At 50.8% G+C, this 18,191-nt stretch carries 16 protein-coding genes; 9 read left to right on the forward strand and 7 right to left on the reverse strand.

Annotation, left to right across the window (positions count from 1 at the left end; genetic code table 11):
• Positions 1 to 61: 61 nt before the first annotated feature.
• Complete coding sequence (locus E0496_RS29870; RefSeq protein ID WP_141505568.1) at positions 62 to 1,039, reverse strand: aldo/keto reductase; 978 nt, start codon at positions 1,037 to 1,039, stop codon at positions 62 to 64.
• A 48-nt stretch (positions 1,040 to 1,087) separates the two neighbouring features.
• A complete protein-coding gene (locus E0496_RS29875; RefSeq protein ID WP_141505570.1) occupies positions 1,088 to 1,534 on the reverse strand; it encodes a MarR family winged helix-turn-helix transcriptional regulator in 447 nt (148 codons plus the stop codon).
• 221 nt (positions 1,535 to 1,755) lie between these two features.
• Between E0496_RS29875 and E0496_RS29880 the strand changes: the two genes are divergently transcribed.
• A complete protein-coding gene (locus E0496_RS29880; RefSeq protein WP_141505572.1) occupies positions 1,756 to 1,992 on the forward strand; it encodes a DUF6953 family protein in 237 nt (78 codons plus the stop codon).
• A 240-nt stretch (positions 1,993 to 2,232) separates the two neighbouring features.
• The gene (locus E0496_RS29885) at positions 2,233 to 2,601 is read left to right on the forward strand and encodes a hypothetical protein (protein ID WP_141505573.1); all 369 of its coding nucleotides are present in this window, start codon (positions 2,233 to 2,235) and stop codon (positions 2,599 to 2,601) included.
• A 188-nt stretch (positions 2,602 to 2,789) separates the two neighbouring features.
• Here E0496_RS29885 and E0496_RS29890 read toward each other — a convergent pair whose 3' ends face one another.
• Genes E0496_RS29890 through E0496_RS29900 form a run of 3 tightly spaced genes read right to left on the reverse strand, consistent with a single transcriptional unit; the run spans position 2,790 to position 6,045 of the window.
• Positions 2,790 to 3,773 carry a 2,3-diaminopropionate biosynthesis protein SbnB gene (locus tag E0496_RS29890; RefSeq protein ID WP_421924795.1) on the reverse strand — a complete coding sequence of 328 codons (984 nt, stop codon included), beginning with the start codon at positions 3,771 to 3,773 and terminating at the stop codon, positions 2,790 to 2,792.
• Between the two features lie 49 nt (positions 3,774 to 3,822).
• The gene (sbnA, locus tag E0496_RS29895; RefSeq protein WP_141505575.1) at positions 3,823 to 4,785 is read right to left on the reverse strand and encodes a 2,3-diaminopropionate biosynthesis protein SbnA; all 963 of its coding nucleotides are present in this window, start codon (positions 4,783 to 4,785) and stop codon (positions 3,823 to 3,825) included.
• 12 nt (positions 4,786 to 4,797) lie between these two features.
• Positions 4,798 to 6,045 (reverse strand): phenylacetate--CoA ligase family protein, encoded by a 1,248-nt coding sequence (locus E0496_RS29900; RefSeq protein ID WP_141505577.1) that lies wholly within the window; start codon positions 6,043 to 6,045, stop codon positions 4,798 to 4,800.
• 162 nt (positions 6,046 to 6,207) lie between these two features.
• Between E0496_RS29900 and E0496_RS29905 the strand changes: the two genes are divergently transcribed.
• Positions 6,208 to 7,038, forward strand: a complete 831-nt coding sequence (locus E0496_RS29905; RefSeq protein ID WP_141505579.1) for a YheC/YheD family protein — start codon at positions 6,208 to 6,210, stop codon at positions 7,036 to 7,038.
• A 169-nt stretch (positions 7,039 to 7,207) separates the two neighbouring features.
• On the opposite strand, the gene E0496_RS29910 is transcribed toward E0496_RS29905, so the two are convergent.
• Complete coding sequence (locus E0496_RS29910) at positions 7,208 to 8,878, reverse strand: PucR family transcriptional regulator (protein WP_141505581.1); 1,671 nt, start codon at positions 8,876 to 8,878, stop codon at positions 7,208 to 7,210.
• Between the two features lie 219 nt (positions 8,879 to 9,097).
• Between E0496_RS29910 and E0496_RS29915 the strand changes: the two genes are divergently transcribed.
• The 6 genes from E0496_RS29915 to E0496_RS29940 all read left to right on the forward strand — a co-directional run bounded on the left by E0496_RS29915 (position 9,098) and on the right by E0496_RS29940 (position 16,279).
• Positions 9,098 to 9,859 carry an ABC transporter ATP-binding protein gene (locus E0496_RS29915; RefSeq protein WP_141505582.1) on the forward strand — a complete coding sequence of 254 codons (762 nt, stop codon included), beginning with the start codon at positions 9,098 to 9,100 and terminating at the stop codon, positions 9,857 to 9,859.
• Positions 9,859 to 10,755, forward strand: coding sequence for an ABC transporter permease (locus tag E0496_RS29920; protein WP_141505584.1), 897 nt, complete (start codon positions 9,859 to 9,861; stop codon positions 10,753 to 10,755). The genes E0496_RS29915 and E0496_RS29920 overlap by 1 nt, the downstream gene beginning before the upstream one ends.
• A gap of 87 nt (positions 10,756 to 10,842) precedes the next feature.
• Complete coding sequence (locus E0496_RS29925; protein WP_141505586.1) at positions 10,843 to 11,940, forward strand: ABC transporter substrate-binding protein; 1,098 nt, start codon at positions 10,843 to 10,845, stop codon at positions 11,938 to 11,940.
• Positions 11,941 to 12,365: 425 nt separating this feature from the next.
• Positions 12,366 to 13,736, forward strand: coding sequence for an allantoinase (locus E0496_RS29930; protein ID WP_141505588.1), 1,371 nt, complete (start codon positions 12,366 to 12,368; stop codon positions 13,734 to 13,736).
• Between the two features lie 33 nt (positions 13,737 to 13,769).
• Entirely contained in the window at positions 13,770 to 15,056 is a 1,287-nt protein-coding gene (gene allC / locus E0496_RS29935; RefSeq protein WP_141505590.1) for an allantoate deiminase, read from the forward strand.
• Positions 15,053 to 16,279 (forward strand): pyridoxal-phosphate-dependent aminotransferase family protein, encoded by a 1,227-nt coding sequence (locus E0496_RS29940; protein ID WP_141505591.1) that lies wholly within the window; start codon positions 15,053 to 15,055, stop codon positions 16,277 to 16,279. Before allC ends, E0496_RS29940 begins: the two co-directional genes overlap by 4 nt.
• A gap of 1,064 nt (positions 16,280 to 17,343) precedes the next feature.
• Here E0496_RS29940 and E0496_RS29945 read toward each other — a convergent pair.
• Positions 17,344 to 18,012 (reverse strand): hypothetical protein, encoded by a 669-nt coding sequence (locus E0496_RS29945; RefSeq protein WP_141505593.1) that lies wholly within the window; start codon positions 18,010 to 18,012, stop codon positions 17,344 to 17,346.
• Positions 18,013 to 18,191: the final 179 nt, after the last annotated feature.

The following is an 18,191-nucleotide window of genomic DNA, read 5'->3' on the forward strand; positions in this document are numbered from 1 at the left end:
TAAGCTAATATGAGGTTACATTCTCATATACCCTTATTGGCGAGGTTTGAATCGAAGGCTATTATCGGCAAGCAAACAATGACACCTTGCTTATTTCCTCGATTTCATCCGCGGTTAACTGGAAGCGCATGGCCTTCACGTTTTGCTCGGCGTGATGGATCTTGGACGCGCCGGGAATAGCAAATACCGTTTCGCCATGTGCGTGAATCAGCCAGTTCAGTGCCGTTTGCGTAGCTGTAGCCTGATGTCTGCTGGCGACCAGCTCCAATGTATCGATTAGCGGCCGAGACCGCCTAAGTCCCTCGGCACGGAAAGGCGTGCTGAATTTTCGGGGTCCGCTGATTGCTTTGACAAGCTCAGGGTTATGATGGAACTTTCCGCTTAATATGCCCTGCTCAAGGGGAGAATACGCAATAATCGCAATGCCGAGCTCTTTGGCGGTGTCCAGTATTCCGTTTTGCTCAATGCGGCGATCCAGCAGGCTATATTTGACCTGATTGGAGGCCAGCCGCAAGCCTTGCGCTCTTAATACGCGGTCAGCTTCGCGCATTTGCTTGGCCGAAAAATTGCTTACGCCAATATGTTGAATTTTACCCGCAGCTGCGAGCTTGGCCATCTCCTTCATCTCACTGCTTACCGAGGACAAGGAGAAAGGCTGATGCACCTGATGCAGATGGATGGTGCGTCCTTCAAGCAAATGAATACGTTCATCAATGGTTTTGCCAATATTGCTTGCAGTCCGCATCAGCGGCCACCACTTGGTGGCTATATAAGTGTTACTGTCAGCAGGAAGGGCTTCGCGGAGGGCACGCGCGAGCAGTTGCTCGGATTGGCCATTGCCGTAGATCTCGGCCGTATCGAACCAATTGATGCCGCCTTCATAGCTCGTTCGGACAATCTCATTTATCATATCGCTTTGAAGAACAGGCCAGAACTTGCCGACAAGCCCAGTACCGTTGCTGAATTGCCAGCAGCCAAGGCCGAGTGGCGACAGCTGCAGATTCGTAGGGCCAAAGGGACGAAGAAAGCTTTCAGTCACGGTTGGTACCTCCTGATCAGGTGATGGATGGTTGGAATGTTCTTATAATTATTTGGCGGCGTTCTGTTGAATGCGTTGCAGAAATTGATGCATTTGTCCCAGCAGCTCAGCGCCTTCTTCTGGCTTGGCATCCAGCATGCAGGCTAATTGCTCGGGAAAGCCAAGCGCTTGCTCTTTTAATGCCCTTCCTTGCTTGGTCAGTTCAACAAGAACGCTGCGCTCGTCATTGCGGTCACGTGTTCGCGTAATGTGACCAGCGGCTTCCAGTTTCTTGAGCAGCGGAGTCAGAGTGCCGGAATCGAGAAAGAGTTTATGGCCAAGCGCAGTGACCGTCACATGATCCTGTTCCCATAACGCTAGCATCGTTACATATTGCGTATAGGTCAAATCAATCTTTTCGAGCATCGGGCGATACAGCTTCGTAATCTCCCGAGAGCAAGCATAAAAGGCGAAGCAGATCTGGTTGTCTAATTTTAAAATATCATTGCTGTCCATGTTGTGATCCTCCAAAGGAAGGTGTATTTGTTGAATGTTTAGAATACTCGTTTGCTAGGTATTGTGCCCTGTATCTAAATTTAGTAAAATTAAATTGTTATAAATACAATATAGTGGAAGCGGCACTAAGCTGTCAATGCAGGCGTAAGGCTCCTTCTATTTGAAGAGAGACCGTAATCTATGCTATAGTTACAGCGTTTATTCATGAAGGAGTGAGAAGGATGTCGCATACCGCGAATGAAGTTGCAGAATGGATGTTAAATGAATTGAAAGAAAAAGGGATTTTACATCAAAGTGCTGCCGTGGAGTATATCAAATGCCAATTTGGCGAATCGTTTATTTATATTAACGAACACGGCAATGCTTCCATCGATAAAGAAGTAAAGAAGGTTTTTCGCAAGCTGCATAAAGGGAAAGCGGCTTGGGAGAGAGACGGATTTTTCTGGGGCTGGAGTTAGCCCATTAGTGGCAAGCATGGCATTTTAGGCAAAAAAAACGGGCACCTTCGTTTATCGTCCATTTTAGCATAACGGCTTGACAAAGATAACTGTAACTATTAAACTTACAGTATGGAAGTTCAACATAAGACGTCACTTGAGAAATCGAATGTGCAGCGTCTACTTTTTTACAGTAAGTGTAATGAAAAGAGTTACAGTTAAGGGGCTAGTCTAACTATTAGGGATAGGTGGTGTTGGAAGATGAAATTCAACATAAGCGACTGGGTACAAGGGAAAACAAAAGATGGCGAGCTTATTCACGGATTTGTCGAAACAATCGATATTTTACAGGGCTTTGTAACTGTGAATGTTGTGAAGTCGGATAACGAGGAAGTGATTGGCAAAATCGTTGCTGTTCGCTCATCCTGGCTCAAAAACGTATCCGACATTGCTGTAGATGATGGCCAGCTTTTTCAAAACTCAATCAACTTGGCACTGGATACTTGGGATGAGGCCTGGTTTATGGAGCTGACCAACACACGCAAAGCAAGCGAGGGTGCTGCCGCTCAAGCGGGAGACAAATCGAATATATATTCATTTCCGGTTAATCGGCTAGGCCAATCTGCATAAGATTAGCGGCGCCGATCGAATAGTACGAATAGCAATGAGAAAAAGGATGATGCCAGCGTTTGCTGGTGTTATCCTTTTTTTGTGGGTGCTGCTACTTCCAAGCCATGTCTAGAAAACCTAATCTCGTTCGAAGTACCTGCCGGTACGTGGGCGGTCTTCGAATCCATAAGTGCGAAGGCTGTCAGGCCTTATTTTACCTGCAATCCAATGCCCAGAACACTGGCTTGATCAACAAAGTAACGTGCCGCAGCCATATCGAATACAGCCATCCCCATCGGGCAAAACAAGACGGTTTCATCTTTGGCAAAAGGGGCCAGCGCTCCTCTGCACACCACATCGGTCAAAGAAAGAGTGTGCGCTTTAGTTAAGCCTCGTTCCAAATGCAGCTGCTCAATGTCGGTATTCTCGCGGCAAACCTCTTCCCACTCATCGACGACAATCGCTTGGATGCGGTCGATAGCCGCGGTTGTATAGTCTCTTAAGGACACATCCAACAGCAGGCTGCCTGGGGAAGGCGGACGGTCGATATAGCGTTGATTGCTCACCGTGCAGGTGATAATAAGATCGCAGGCTTCGTATAGCTGTTGCCAGCTGTCCGCTACCCGAGTGCGCGCACGCAGAGGCTGGTCCTCAGCCGCTAGTTGCGAGTGGCTCAGCTCGCATCCCCTTAAATCATAAATATATGCCTCTTCGATGTGTTCGTTATACAATTGGCCGCACATTTCGTAGTGCAGCTGTCCGACTGGTCCGAATCCAATAATGCCGAGCCTCAGCCGTCTTTTCTCTCCTTGTGCTTTCAAATAATGTCGAAGCAGCAAGCCGCTGACGGCGGCTGTACGGGCCGCGCTTGGCAACGCCGAGTTGATTATGGCATAAGGGATGCCAGTATCGGCGTGGTTTAGCAGCGTAACGCTGTGTGCTCGCGGCAATCCGGCATTAATATTGCCTGGAAAGCTCGCAATCCATTTGATGCCCGCTGTCTGTACATTGCCTCCCGCATAAGCAGGCATAGCGATAATTCGATTGTCCGGATTGCCGTAACGTAAGTAAGGCTTAATAGGCTGCGCAAAATCACCGGATTCCAGAATGTGTACCGCAGCTTCCGTGCTGTGAACGAGCTCTTTCCAGTGCAGGCCGATTGTGCGAATATGCTCATCACCGAGGTATAACACAGTCATGTTCCTTTCGATGGCAGGATAAGGCATCCTATGTCGATGCGCTTTAAGCGTTAAAAGATTGGCCGAATTGCTGCTTCACCCATTCATCGTTATACACCGTATCCATATAGCGTTCTCCGCGATCATGCAAAATAACGGCACAGACGGAATGGTCGGGAAGCTCCTGTTCAATCGATTTCAAGGCATGAATAACGGCGCCGGAGGAAGGTCCGGCAAGCAGTGATTCCTCCTTGACGAGCAGTCGGCAGCCGGCTACCATGTTTTGGTCTGTGACTTTTATCTCTTGATCTGTAAATGGTCTCTCGCCAAATGGAGGAACGATGCCGGCTCCAAGTCCGGGAAAACGCCGGTTGCCGTTCGCCCCGCCAAAGATGACGCTGCCCGCCGCATCCACGGCGATCACTTTCGTCGCAAGCTTATGGTCTTTAATATATTGGGCGCAGCCGAGCATGGTTCCGCAGGTGCTGACCCCGCCGATTATGTAATCGACTTGGCCAAGCTCCTCAATAACCTCGCGCATGGTTCCTTCATAATGGGAGAGATAATTGTTCTTGTTGGCATATTGATTCGGCCAGAAGCTATTCGGAATACGTTCTAATAATTGCCGTACTCGGCTCAGCCTTGCTGGCAGAAATTCTCCCGATTGTGGATCGGGTTCATGAACCAGTTCAATATGTGCGCCGTAGGCTTGCATGATGCGAATGTTTTGCTGCGTCGCTTTGGGATCAATGACGCTAATGAAGCCCATGCCCAAATAGGAGCAGATGGCTGCAAGGCTAATCGCCATATTGCCAGAGCTGGATTCGATGATGACTGAGCCGGACCCAATCAGTCCCTCCTCCCAAGCGGCGTTAATGATTCGGGCGGCGGATCTATCCTTGGCGCTGCCTCCGGGGTTAAGCAGCTCCAGCTTGGCGTGGACGGTGATGCCGCGATCATTGGCAAAGAGCTTGGAGAGCTGGACGAGCGGCGTATTCCCAATGACAGACAATATATTTCTTCCCATCGACGATTCTCCTTAGAAATAAATTTTTTTGGATTTCACCGCCCCGCGTTCCAACTGTTCGTTATCCGCAGCACGTGTCACCGTAATGCCCTCGAGCATACGATTTTCAATCATTTGTCCAATTTCCCCAATGGTATGCTCGATAGCATGCCGAATATCAGCCAGTCGCTCTTCGTCTAGCATTTTGCTGCGGATATGAACGGACAGCCTGTTATTGCGCAGGCTCACACGCAGCTCGGCATCGGGCACAAAACGATTCACGACGCTTTCGATGTCGTATAGGCTGATTTTTTCCCCATGCTTGAGTTCGCTGCCGATCCGCTTAACGATGCAGCGGAAAGATTGCCTTTCCTGTCCATCAACCAAGATCGTCTGGAAATCCCGGACAACGTCATAAGTGACGTATCGTAGTGCCGGAAACACAGTGCGATTGGAGGAAGTCAGCACGAGGACACTTTCGCTCGCCGGCAGCGGTTCGAAGCGTGGATCGATTTGCTCGGCAGGCAAGGCTTCTGCATAAATGCCGTCCACGAAAAGGTATCGGCCTAAGGTGTGGGAGTAGGATGCGATTGCTCCAATTTCAATGGAGCCATAGGTATCCAAAACATCTGTAGGCTCAATCCCGAAGCGTGCGGCGATATTTGCCTGCCAATCCAGAGGAGCCATTTCGCCTACGAGAATGATCTTTCGGATGCCAAACTGTTTTAGATCATCCGCGGCAGAAGCAATCGCGTCCAAAATCGACGGCATCGTGTAGAACAGATCCGGCTTGAAGGAGGAAAGCTTGCGGATATGCTCCTCGATGGGTAGGGCGAAGGACAAGGAATCCGCCTCGTAGCCGAGGCTCGCAAAGATGGACATCGCAGTGCTTGCCGCGTGTCCGGTTCCCATATCCGCCAGCGCTTTGCGAAAGGGGGGTGCTGTTTGCTGCCCGGTGATTTCGGCGTTGAGCCACTCTTGAAAGGAGGCTTTTTTTGCAGCGATATAGTGCTCGTCGTCCTCTGGGGAATAATAGATCGCCTTCCGAATTCCCGAGGAGGTGCCGGATGTCTTGTATACCGATAGCCCGGGTTCGGTTCTTGCCGCTGCAGCGTAATAATGCTGCTCCAGTCGTTCAGAGGTGATCAGCGGAAGATCACTCAGAATTGTTGATTCGCAGGACTCGGGAGTAATTCCTTGCTGGGAGAGAAGCGTGCTGTACCAAGGGTGGAACTGACAAGTACGCTGAATGAGGGAGTGAAGTGGAAGGATCAGCTGCATTTGGTTTTTCGACCTCCTATAGGACAAATATCACGGTTAACTGGGTTACTAAAGCATATGTTGCTGCCGGATACAGGTTCAAGTTATGGGGACAGCCGCCTACATCCAATTTGCAAAAGGTTCGTATGCTAAGGAGAGCAGATAGGGAACGGAGGGGTTTTCATGGGAAAGAAAAGAGGGGCGGCATTGAAACGTGTTCGGAGTGTAGCGGATAAGTGGGCCAAGACGCAGCTGTACCAAAGGGATGCCATACTGAAAAAGCATTTGCCTGCCACAAGCAGAATGACGAAGGACAGCTTGCTTGGCATGCTGCAGCAATGGGGAATGGTCTATGTGAAGCCCAGAAGAGGGGCGCAGGGCTATGGCGTGATGCGGGCTGAGCTTAATAAGGGAAAAGGTGTGGGGAAATTGGGTCACCTTTATGCTTATCAGCTAGGAACGAGAAAGCTGAGCTTCGGTACTTATGAGGCGTTTTATCAGTCGATAGCCAAGGCTGTAAAAGGGGAAGATTATTTGGTTCAGAAAGGCATCCACCTGCTCAAGCACCAGGGTCGCCCGTTTGATATTCGCGTTGTTGTGCAGCGAGCGCCGTGCGGCGGCTGGGAAGCGACCGGGACCCTAGGGAGGGTGGCTCATCCAGATAAAATCGTAACCAATGGCAGCCAGGGAGGAACGATCTATCCGACGGCATATTTGCTGCGCAAGCACACTAAAGCTGCAGAGCGAAAAAGCATGCTGAATTATATGGATCAGTTGGGCGTTCGTTCCGCCAAGAAGCTGGAGCGGGCGTATCCTGGTATCAAGGAGATCGGATTGGATCTGGCTATTGACCGCCGGCTAAAGCCATGGATTCTCGAGGTGAATACAGTGCCGGACCCTTGTCCGTTTACCCTCCTAGAGGACCAGTCCATGCTCCGCAAAATCATTCGCTACGGCAGAGCATACGGCAAAACGTATGCGCTCAACTGTAAAAAAGCGAAGCGCGGACTATAATCGGTGCAGTTTGTTCGGAACGAGGCTGCAAGCTCAAATATGCTCTTACAGCGCTCAAGTAACATTGGTTAGTGACGTGTAAGAACATATAGTTTCTATCAGAGTGAAATCGGCTTCGGGGTTAGCTCGAAAGAAGGCTGTAAGCACAAGACGCTTACAGCCTCTTGCCTCACTCGGCTGCGAATAACGATTCCATGGAGAAGGCGGTGCGAAAACGGAGGCTCTCGACGGGATCACGTAGATCGCGGCCCGTGAGCCTTTCGCATTTTTCGAGGCGATAGGTGACCGTGTTGCGGTGAACGAACAGCTGCTTGGCGGTCTCAGCCAGTTGGCAATGTGTGTCATAGAAGGTGCTTAGCGTCTTTAGCAGGTCGCTTCGCTCCTTTCCTTCAATGCTCAGTAAATCTTTGAACGTCTCCTCGTAATACTCCTTAAGCTCTTCCTTCGGGATCATTCGCAGCAGATTGCTGAAGTTTTTGGCATGGTAGGGTTGAACAAATTGTTTCTTGCGTGCATCGTAGCCGGTTTGCAATGCTTCAATGGCTTCCTTATAGGACAAGGGTACATCGGATAGTTTGGAAACGGGATTGCCGATCCCGATGGAGATCGGAATATTGTGCACCATGCTTAGGCTGCTGACCATTTGCTTCAGCTGCTCCAGAAACTTGCTTTCTTTGCCTTCAGCAACATCTTGACTGGCATGGAGCGCGATGAGAAAGCAAAAATAATCGTTTTTGGTGAATAGGACAAACCTCAGATCAAGCTTTGAAAACTCGCTTTTGAGCAGGTTGTAATGGCGGTCACGCTCGGATATGAAGCGGCCGTCCGTTTCGAGCGCGCTGGAGGGACGCAGCAGGTCGAATGAGGTATCGCGCTTAGCCACAACGCTGACATAGACGGGATGGTTAAGCAGATCGTAGTTTTTGCTGCGGTGAAGCAGCTCTTGCTCGGAAGTAATCAATCCATCGACGAAGTCGGAAAAAAATTCGTTCTTATACCTCCGTGATCGCTCCTTGACCGCTTGCCTCTTCATCAGTTCAAGCCCGATTACATTAACAGCTTGCTCCATCGCATGTTTAGTGAGGTTGCTGAGCTGCTGGTCGCTGTCGCTCGTCAAGGCAAGCAAAAAGCCTTCCAGTTGAAAGGTAACGATAGGGTGAAGCTCGGCGGTGAAATAAGAGGTGCTCGCTGCAAAAGCTTGCGGAAGCTCCATTGTAAAGGAGCCATGCGGCGACACGGCAGCAGCCTTTGCATACAGCTCAGGAGGAAGCGCGCCGTAGAGCGACTCCGTCATCGAGCTGGAGCGAAAGAGCAGGCCGGCATGCTGATTCATAAGCATTACGGGCGAAGCGATGAGTATGGACAGCGCCTCGATCACATCCTCCGTGCTCTTGCCCTGCATAATCATTTGCGAGAACTGCTTATGGGTAGTCAGTGCGTAGTTTAGCTCATCCGTACGTTTCTCCAAAATATGGCTAAGCGAGTAGTTCGCAATATCGCCTAGCGACTGATCTAACGAAAGCTCAATAATGGGGAATTGAAGCTTCTCCGCGCATTGCAGCACATCGGCAGGCACCTCCTGCAGGAAGCGCTTGGTCTTAATCGCAAGCCCGGCGCAGCCGACCTTGGCCATGTTGGTAACAAGTGACAGCAGCGCTTCAGGATGATCCTTCATCGCGTATCCGGTCGTCAGGAGCAGCTCCTGCGGCTTTAAATAATGAATAATATCGGGAGCGTCCATGATATTGACCGACTGGACGCTATTTGTCATGCCGTCCATTCCAGCAACCACTTTGGCATTCGCATATATCGGCAGAGAAACCAGCTCTTTGAGCAGCATAAAAGCACCACCAATCCAATTTGTGTTAGATAATATTACATAAATATATCAGCTATGCAGCGTACTGTAAATGTATGATTGTATAGGTTATTCAATGAATATCCTCTATTTTTGGTTAATGTGCACAATGACAGCAAGCCGAATTCGGATTATGATGTAGCTACACATCACCGATACATGTTATAAAAGCTTACAACAAAATGGATTGGGGTTGGAAAAATGAAATTAGTAGTGAATCAAGTCGGCAAAAGCTTTGGAGCCAGAACGATTTTGAAAAACGTAGATCTCACAGTCAACTCACACGAGTTTATATGCATACTTGGCCATAGCGGATGCGGCAAATCGACGCTCTTGAATATGATTGCAGGTTACCTGCTGCCCGATGACGGTTCCATCACCGTAGACGGGGATGAGATTAAAAGGCCTTCCAAATCGCGGGGGATGGTGTTCCAGGATCATGCGCTCTTCCCTTGGATGACGATCAAGGACAACATCGCTTTCGGGCCGGAGGTTCAGAAAGTGCCGAAGGCCCAGGCAAAAGAGACTGCAATGGAGTTTCTGAAGCTGGTTGGGCTGGAGCCATACGCTTCCCATTATCCGGGCGAGCTGTCAGGCGGAATGAAGCAGCGGGTAGGCATTGCAAGGGCGCTTGCAAGCAAGCCGGATATTTTGCTCATGGATGAGCCGTTTGGTGCACTGGATGTACTGACGCGCGAGACGATGCGGGTCGAACTGCAAAAGATTTGCAGCCAGCTGAAACCGACAATCTTGTTCGTGACACACAGCATCAGCGAAGCCGTTTATCTGGCTGATCGTGTAGTAGTCATGAAGCATGGCGAGATTGCGGAAATTTTCGAGGTGGGCATCAAGCATCCGCGTTCCTCGCATTCCGCTGGGTTTGGCGAGATGATGAGCCGGATTGAACGGGTTCTAATGGATGAGGAGCACTTGGAGCTAGCGCAAGCAAAGGTGGGGTCGTAATGAACGGAGCAAAAATAACAGCGGTAAAGGACGGCGGTTCAGGCGCGTCGACTCTGGTAGGATCGCCCGTCATGAACAAGCAGGTGAGGGGCAAAAGCTCCTCCGCGGTAAGCCGTTTTTTTCAAAAATACAATATCTTGCCTTCTATCCTGTTCTTCGTCTTCTGGGAGTTGTTCTCCAGAGTAAACGAGACGGCGAAGTTCTTTAATCCTAACTTTCTTCCTGCTCCAACCGTGCTGCTGCAGGAGGGCTGGGAACTTGCGAAGACGGGGATTATTACGGACAGCTTGATCTCAAGCACGATTCGAATTGCACTCGGTTTCGTGATCGGAAGCGCATTTGCGGTAGGGCTAGGCGTCATTATGAGCAAGTTCAAGACGGTAGAGCGTTGGTTTTCACCGATCCTTAACCTGGTCGGACCGATCCCGACGCTAGCGCTTCTTCCGTTGTTTATCATCTGGTTCGGGATCGGCGAGTTTCCGAAGGTGCTGCTCATAGCGTGGACGACGTTTATTCCGGTGCTGGTTTATACGCTTGACGGCTTTAAGTCGGTACCGTCGACCCTTATTCGTTCGGCGCTTAGCTTGGGTGCGACGGAGCGCCAGATTTTTACGAGAGTGATGCTGCCGTCGGCGATTCCGAACTTTTTGGTTGGCGCTCAGGTAAGTCTTGGTTTATCCTTCTCCGCTCTGATCGTCTCCGAGATGATGGGCGCAAAGTCGGGGCTCGGCTACATTATAGTAGACGCGAGGAATTATTTTAAAATATCGAATATGTTCATTGCCATCATCTTGATTGGCCTCGAATATAGCTTGTTCTCTTATTTGCTTAAATTAGTTGAGAAGAGGGTTATGGTTTGGCGCAAGGGCGGACTTCGAGATGCCATCGAGAAGTAACGCCGTGCACGAAGGCATACGAAGCAAGCGAAGGTAAAGAGAGCAAGGCGCAGCACCATTACAAAGAGAAAAGTGGAGGGAATATCGATGAAAAAAACAGGGAATTGGTTGAAATCGGCACTTGTACTTACGACGCTAACTTTTGTGCTTGCAGCATGTGGGGGCAACAATAATGCGCCTGCGGCAACGAATGGCGGCTCCGCATCGAATACGCCGGCATCCACTGAAGCTTCAACGAAGCTGGAGACCGTCGACTTAACGCTGGTAGGCGTGCGTGACGCTCAAATTTCCTCGCAGCAAATCATTGCCGACAAACTTGGCTACTTCAAGGAAGAAGGGCTTAACGTGACGAGCCAGCTCATCGAGAGCGGCCCGGATATCGGTCCGATGGTAGCGGGCGGCAGCGCGCCGGTGAGCATTCAAACGAACTTTATGGATATTATTTTGAAATCGACGGACATTCCGGTCAAAATCATTGCGCCGCTCGCTCAAATTGCCGGTACGCAGGCTGTAGTCGGTTCAAGCAAGCTGGAGCTGAAGAGTGCGAAGGATCTGGAAGGCAAAACCATCGGTATTCCGAGCGGCGCTGACGTGACGATTGCAATCAACAACATGGCGAAAGAGCTTGGCGTTGACGCAAGTAAGATCAAATACGTCAACCTTGCGCCGAGCGACGCGGTTGTGGCATTGGAGAAAGGCGATATCGATGCGCTTGCGGCGTGGGAGCCATTCATTACGAAGGCGATTCAAGGCGGCGGCAAGTTCCTCTTCAGCGGCACGAAGAGCGAGCTGCCTGACAAGGTTGGCGATGTGGACTGGATGAGCGTGCATACGACGATTCAAGTTTCGGATTCATTCCTTGAGAAAAATCCGAACACCTTAAAGGCTGTGCTTCGCGCTTTGAAGAAAGCGACGGATTACATCAATGACAACCGTGAGGAAGCCATCAAGACGCTGGCTCCTGAGCTTCACTTGACCGAAGAGGAGCTGACGCAAATCATGTCCCGCAACGTGTATTCCATGGAGGTTGGCGATACTTACGTGAATGGAAGCAACGGCCCAGCGGTGGGTGAGTATTTGAAATCAGTGGGCAACATCAAGTCGATTCCGGCACCAGCTTCCTACCATGATCTAAGCCTGCTTAAGGAAGTAGATGCTAGCTTGATCGTAACAGAGCTTAAATAAAGGCGAAGCGTAAAGAACAGCCAGGCAAGCGAAGTCGCATGAAGGAAAGTTAGAAGCTTAATCGGGCCGCGGACCTCGTTGTCCGCGGCCTGCTTGTTTAACTGGGGAACGGCTTGGATGGCGGTTGCTGCTGAGTGAGAGACTTGGCTGCGCTTGAAGTAAATACATTAGCGGTGATTTTAGTAGGAATGAGTAGTGGATACACTGGAAATTATCCATTTGCTGAAAAAATAAAATTAAAATAATTTAGCCTCACTGTTTTTATATTTGTTTACAAGCGCGACTCTAAAGAATGAGCTACTCGCGTAGTGACCAAAATGAAAAAAAAGTTCAACTTATATAGCTGGCAATCTCATAGAATGCATCAGAGCAGGCTGGAGAATAGAACGTGGCTTCACCCTACACATGGAAAGGCGGAGAATGGGATGGCTGAACAAGATAAACTGGATTTGCTCATTAAAAACGGAAGCGTCGTATTGCGCAATGAAGTGCGCGTACTTGATATAGGAGTTAAAGCGGGGAAAATCGTGCAACTTGGCGAGGCCTTGAACGGCGCTTTTGCGGCCGAAGTAGTGGATGCGGTTGGACTGACTGTCATGCCGGGGATGATTGATGTCCATGTCCATCTGAACGAGCCTGGCCTCGGCGATTGGGAGGGGTTTGAGACGGGATCGGCTGCCCTCGCGGCAGGCGGCTGCACCACTTATGTCGATATGCCGCTGAACGGCATTCCGCCTACGGTTACGCTTAGCGCGATGGAATTGAAGCTAGCTGCGGCAAAAGGCCGCTCCTACGTGGATTATGCGCTATGGGGCGGGCTTGTTCCGGGCAAGCTTCATGAGCTTAAGCCGCTACATGAGGCAGGCGTTGTTGGTTTCAAAGCGTTTATGTCATCGCCCGGTGATCCGAGTGAGGATGCCTTTCGGGAAGTAGACGATTATACGCTGCTTGAGGGAATGAAGATCATTGCGAGCCTCGGTAAGGTGCTCGCGCTCCATGCGGAGAGCGAGCCGATTGTTGCTAAGCTGGGGCAGACCGCACGGTCGGAGGGACGTTTGACGCCAAGTGATTATGTCGCTTCACGGCCCATTATTGCCGAGCTGGAAGCGATTAATCGGGCTCTCTTTTATGCGGAGCAGACGGGGTGTGCGCTTCATTTTGTCCATATTAGCAGCGAGGCTGGCGTTCATGCGATCAGACAGGCTTCTGAGCGGGGGCTGGACGTTACGGTAGAGACTTGTCCTCATTATTTGACTCTGACGGCTGCGGATTTGGAACTCAAAGGGGCGGTTGCTAAGTGTTCTCCGCCGCTGCGGGACGCAGCAGAGCGAGAGAAGCTGTGGTCGGCGATTGCGCAAGGGCTGGTTGATATGATCTCTTCGGATCATTCGCCTTGCCCGGCTTCAATGAAGGAAGCGAATCATTTTTTTGATGCTTGGGGCGGCATTGCTGGAGCCCAAAGCTCGGTGGAGCTGGTCATCGGTGAAGGGCATGTCAAACGGAGGCTGCCGTTAACGCTGATAAGCGAGCTGTTGGCAGGCGGACCGGCGAGGCGCTTTGGTTTGCAGGAGTCCAAAGGCGAAATACGGATCGGCTTGGATGCGGATTTCGTTATCGTTGATTTGAACAAGCGGTATGTATTAGAGGAAGAGCATCTCTATCAGAAGCATAAGCACAGCCCTTACATTGGCGAGGAAATGTTATGCCGAATAAAAGCGACTTATTTACGGGGCCAAAGAGTATATGAGGAAACGGCAGGACTAAGCGAGAGCAAGAGAGGCGCATGGGTTAGATAGCTTTATTTTGCCAACGAGAAAGGAGGAGCAGCTATGGAGCGAAGCGTACTTCCTCATCCGCAAGAGAGGGAACAGCTATTATCGTATTTTGAGACGCAGGTGATGCAGGTATTGAACTGGCTGGCCACGTTTAGTCCGGATGAAGAAGGCGGCATTACGCGGCTGCTTTATACCGAGGGGTGGCTGGAGACACAGCAGGCGCTTCAGGCCAAGATGGCAAGCAATGGTCTATTGACGGAGTTTGACAACGTGGGCAATTTATTTGGAAAGCTTTTGGGCGAGAATGTGGACGCTCCAGCCATTATAACCGGTTCTCATATCGATACGGTCGTGCAAGGCGGCATTTATGATGGGGCTTATGGAATTGCGGCAGGCTTGCTAGCGCTGGAGTATTTGCAGCAGCAGTATGGCAAGCCGAAGCGGACGCTGGAAATTGTGTCTCTGTGCGAGGAAGAAGGAAGCCGCTTCCCGATGGCTTACTGGGGATCGGGAAGTATCGTCGGCAAGCGGAACTTTGAGCAGATCGTTCACTTGCAGGATTCGCAGGAGGTGTTTTTCGCGGATGCGATGCACCGGTGCGGCTTTGGCGAGGGGATGGCGAGAGACAGCAGGCGCAGCGATGTTGGAGCGTTTATTGAGGTTCATATTGAGCAAGGGGCGGTGCTTGAGAAGGAGGGCATTGCGATTGGCATTGTCGAGACGATTGCGGGCCAGCGGAGGCTCAAATTCGAAGTGATCGGCGAATCGAATCACGCGGGAACGACGCCCATGCATATGCGCAGGGATGCTCTGGAGGGCGTAAGCATGATGATTCAAGCTTTGCGGCAGGAGGCGATCCGAATCGGAGCTCCGCTGGTAGCGACGGTGGGCAGGTTGCAGGTGCAGCCGAATGTGCCGAATGTGGTGCCGGGCAAGGTCATTTTCACGGTGGATGCGCGTCATGCCGATGAACAGGCGCTTGATCGTTTTTGCCGCTGGGTGATGAAGGAATTTACCGCGCTTGCGGATGAACGGCAGCTTAGTATTCAGGGGTCGGAGTGGTTTCGGGAGGAGCCGGTGCCGATGAATGAGGGGCTTAAGCGGCATATGGACGAGGTTTGCGGCAACATGGCCATTACTTCGAAAAGAATGATCAGCGGAGCGGGGCATGATGCCCAGATGTTCGAGCATATTTGCCCGACTGCCATGCTGTTTGTTCCGAGCAGGCGCGGAATATCGCATTCTCCGGAAGAATATACGGAGCCCCGCGATCTCGCGGTGGGTGTGCTTGTGCTAACGGAGCTGCTTTATCGATTAGGTTATGAGGGGGAAGAGCTATGAAGCCATATAAAGATTTGTCGCCATCGCCGCGTACGATTATGACACCGGGTCCGGTGGAGGTTGACCCGCGCGTGCTGCGGGCCATGTCGTATCCGATCCTTGGCCAATTCGATCCAGAGTTTACAGCTTTGATGAACGAGACGATGGGGATGCTTAGGCAGCTGTTCAAGACGGAAAATGAATGGGCGTTCCCAGTGGATGGGACATCGCGATCCGGTATCGAAGCGGTGCTCGTCGGCTTGATTGAGGCTGGTGATAAAGTGCTGGTGCCGATCTATGGGCGCTTCGGCCATTTGTTGACCGAGATTGCCAAGCGCTGCGGCGCGGAAGTGGTTGCCTTGGAGAAGGAATGGGGCAGCGTATTCGGCACGGAGGAAATCGTCGCTGCAATCCGGCAGCATCAGCCTGCACTTGTGGCTTTGGTTCACGGGGAAACGTCGACGGGACGGATGCAGCCGCTCGAAGGGATTGGTCAAGCGTGTCGGGACACGGGCGCGTTATTCGTAGTCGATGCGGTCGCCACCATTGGCGGAATCGAGGTGGCAACCGACCGGCTGCTCATCGACGCGGTCATCGGCGGGACCCAAAAATGCCTATCGGTACCGGCGGGTATGGCGCCTATTACGTACAATAAGCGGGCGGAATCCAAGCTGCAAAGCCGTAAAAAGATTGAACGAGGCTTGCTCATGGCTGATAGTGAGGAGGACCCGCTGTTGCGTCCGATCCAGAGCAACTATTTGGATTTAAGCCAACTGCAGGACTATTGGAGCCCGGCGCGGCTGAACCATCATACGGAAGCGACCTCGATGCTGTATGCGCTGCGCGAAGGGTTGCGGCTCGTAATGGAGGAGGGGCTTGAAGCGCGCTTTGCTAGGCACCGCGAGCATGAGGCTGCACTTATAGCAGGCTTGGAAGCGATGGGATTACGGCTGTACGGTGATCCTGCCTGCAAAATGACAGTTGTCACTTGCGTCGAAATTCCCGCTGGCGTGGATGGGGAATCGGTCCGGTCGATGCTTCTAGACCATTTTGGCATTGAAATCGCCAGCTCCTTCGGCCCGCTGAAGGGCAAAATATGGCGCATCGGCACGATGGGCTACAGCTGTAGCAAACGCAACGTGCTGCTCACGTTAGGCGCGCTTGAAGCCGTACTTCTGCGCCATGGCCACGAGCTGGAAGCGGGCCATGGGCTTCAAGCGGCTATGGCGGCTTATGGGATGTAGGTATATATAGCATTGCTGCATTGCGCGTATGCGGGGTGACTAACCGCTGGCCTCTAGTAGCCCGCAAACGTTGCTATGTTGCACGTATGCAGGAACTAACCTCTAGTAGCCCGCAAACGCTGCTATGTTGCACGTATGCAGTAACTAACCCCAGATTAGTGTGAAAGGCGAGTCTACCCTGCACGTATGCAGTAACTAATCCCAGATTAGCGTGAAAGGCGAGTCTATCCTGCACGTATGCAGTAGAATGCGTCGATTATGAGCCTGAGCTGGGCCGAATAGGGGTCTATGTTGTATGGAGTGCAGGATAGAAGCCGCTTCTACCTGAAAAGCGATCTCCATCCTGCGAGCATACAAGATAGGTTGGCGGTGGGGGGGAGTTAATTGTTTCTTTGAGGTGTGATACATACTCGAAGTCGCGTATTGTCTCTGGGGGTTGTTTGTAACTATATAAGCTAACCTTTAGTAGCCCACAAACGCTGCTATCTTGCACGTATGCAGTAACTAACCCCAGATTAGTGCGAAAGGCGAGTCTATCCTGCACGGATGCAGTAGAATGCGCCGATTATGAGTCTGAGGTGGTTCGAATGAGGGGCTATGTTGTATGGAGTGCAGGATAGAAGCAGCTTCTAACAGAAAAGCGGCCTCTATCCTGCGAGCGTACAATATAGGTTAGCGGTAGGAGCGGGCGAATTAACTGTTGCTCCCGAGTTATGCTGCACGCTCTTATGTATTCCGGAGTTGCGTCCTGACAATGCTATGTTGTTCGTATTTATTAACTAACCTCAACCTCTAGTAACCCTCAAACGCTGCTATGTTGCACGCATGCAGTAACTAACCCCAGATTAGTGTGTAGGGCGAGCCTATCCTGTACGTATGCAGTAGAATGCACCAAATTGGAGCCTGAGGTCAGGCGAATGGGGGTCTATGTTGTATGGAGTACAGGATAGAACCCGCTACTAGTAGAAAAACGGTCTCTATCCTGCGAGCGTACAATATAGGCGAATTAACTAGCGCCTAAATCCATCGATGTTTCACGTACTGGAATTGATACGCTCTAGATTCTAGAACAACAAGTCGAGCGTTTCTTTTTTTAACTCATAGTACCTTATGGTCGTTCCTTTCGAGATGGGATGTAGCAAGCCTTTTAGAACCATGCCTATCAATAGCTTGCGGGCTGTACGAAAATTCAGCTTCCAGGCTTCGCAAAGGTCGATAGGACGGATCGGCCTGCCGAGTTTCCATGCGAGCAGCAATAAGTCTTTTTCCGTCTTGGTTAATGAATTCCTATCATCTTTGCGCAGCAGGTAGGGGCCGAGGGCGAGTTTGAGCAGCGAGCGGCAAATCTCGGGACGGTCCTTGATATCGTCGAAGGAAAAATGGAGCATTTTCCAGCCTATGGCTGTAAGAAAGGTGTCCCGATTTAGCGAATAGCTAAACTTCTCGCGATCCATGTCCTTGATATGAGACTGATAACCATGGCATTCCACATTGAATAGCCCGAAAGGCGGAGTATAGGCCAAGTCTAAAAAATATGATTTGCGATTGCGATCGTATACTTCGAATTCGGGATGGAGATGGTCGAAATGACCGAAGACGGGCCACCATACGTTTTCCAATAATAATTTCTCCCCAAACCCATGGCCTCTCAGCAGTCTCGCTCTTCTTTCGCCGCTTCTGGCATCTAAATGCTTCTCGATAAAGATGGTATGAGCTTGTTCGAATGTGTCCAATTCCTAATCTCCTCCTTTATGTCCACGCAAAAAAACGCCCACATGCCTAATGGTGAAGTGCTCCCTGTCAAGTAGACAGTGAAAAAAACAAAAAAAACGGTTAGGCCTATCCCTCAGTTCAAGTACAGAGAACTGGGGGATTATTTCATTACGCAGCTCGACGATACTCATGGGGAGAC

It is taken from the genome of Paenibacillus luteus (assembly GCF_006542765.1).
Taxonomy (GTDB): Bacteria; Bacillota; Bacilli; order Paenibacillales; family Paenibacillaceae; genus Pristimantibacillus; species Pristimantibacillus luteus.

What these genes read in the sequence shown, in the direction of transcription:
- E0496_RS29915 (WP_141505582.1), top strand. Translation starts at nt 9,098, where the DNA reads ATGAAATTAGTAGTGAATCAAGTCGGCAAAAGCTTTGGAGCCAGAACG.
- E0496_RS29910 (WP_141505581.1), bottom strand. Translation starts at nt 8,878, where the DNA reads ATGCTGCTCAAAGAGCTGGTTTCTCTGCCGATATATGCGAATGCCAAA.
- allC (WP_141505590.1), top strand. Translation starts at nt 13,770, where the DNA reads ATGGAGCGAAGCGTACTTCCTCATCCGCAAGAGAGGGAACAGCTATTA.
- sbnA (WP_141505575.1), bottom strand. Translation starts at nt 4,785, where the DNA reads ATGGGAAGAAATATATTGTCTGTCATTGGGAATACGCCGCTCGTCCAG.
- E0496_RS29875 (WP_141505570.1), bottom strand. Translation starts at nt 1,534, where the DNA reads ATGGACAGCAATGATATTTTAAAATTAGACAACCAGATCTGCTTCGCC.
- E0496_RS29880 (WP_141505572.1), top strand. Translation starts at nt 1,756, where the DNA reads ATGTCGCATACCGCGAATGAAGTTGCAGAATGGATGTTAAATGAATTG.
- E0496_RS29905 (WP_141505579.1), top strand. Translation starts at nt 6,208, where the DNA reads ATGGGAAAGAAAAGAGGGGCGGCATTGAAACGTGTTCGGAGTGTAGCG.
- E0496_RS29885 (WP_141505573.1), top strand. Translation starts at nt 2,233, where the DNA reads ATGAAATTCAACATAAGCGACTGGGTACAAGGGAAAACAAAAGATGGC.
- E0496_RS29925 (WP_141505586.1), top strand. Translation starts at nt 10,843, where the DNA reads ATGAAAAAAACAGGGAATTGGTTGAAATCGGCACTTGTACTTACGACG.
- E0496_RS29930 (WP_141505588.1), top strand. Translation starts at nt 12,366, where the DNA reads ATGGCTGAACAAGATAAACTGGATTTGCTCATTAAAAACGGAAGCGTC.
- E0496_RS29920 (WP_141505584.1), top strand. Translation starts at nt 9,859, where the DNA reads ATGAACGGAGCAAAAATAACAGCGGTAAAGGACGGCGGTTCAGGCGCG.
- E0496_RS29900 (WP_141505577.1), bottom strand. Translation starts at nt 6,045, where the DNA reads ATGCAGCTGATCCTTCCACTTCACTCCCTCATTCAGCGTACTTGTCAG.
- E0496_RS29940 (WP_141505591.1), top strand. Translation starts at nt 15,053, where the DNA reads ATGAAGCCATATAAAGATTTGTCGCCATCGCCGCGTACGATTATGACA.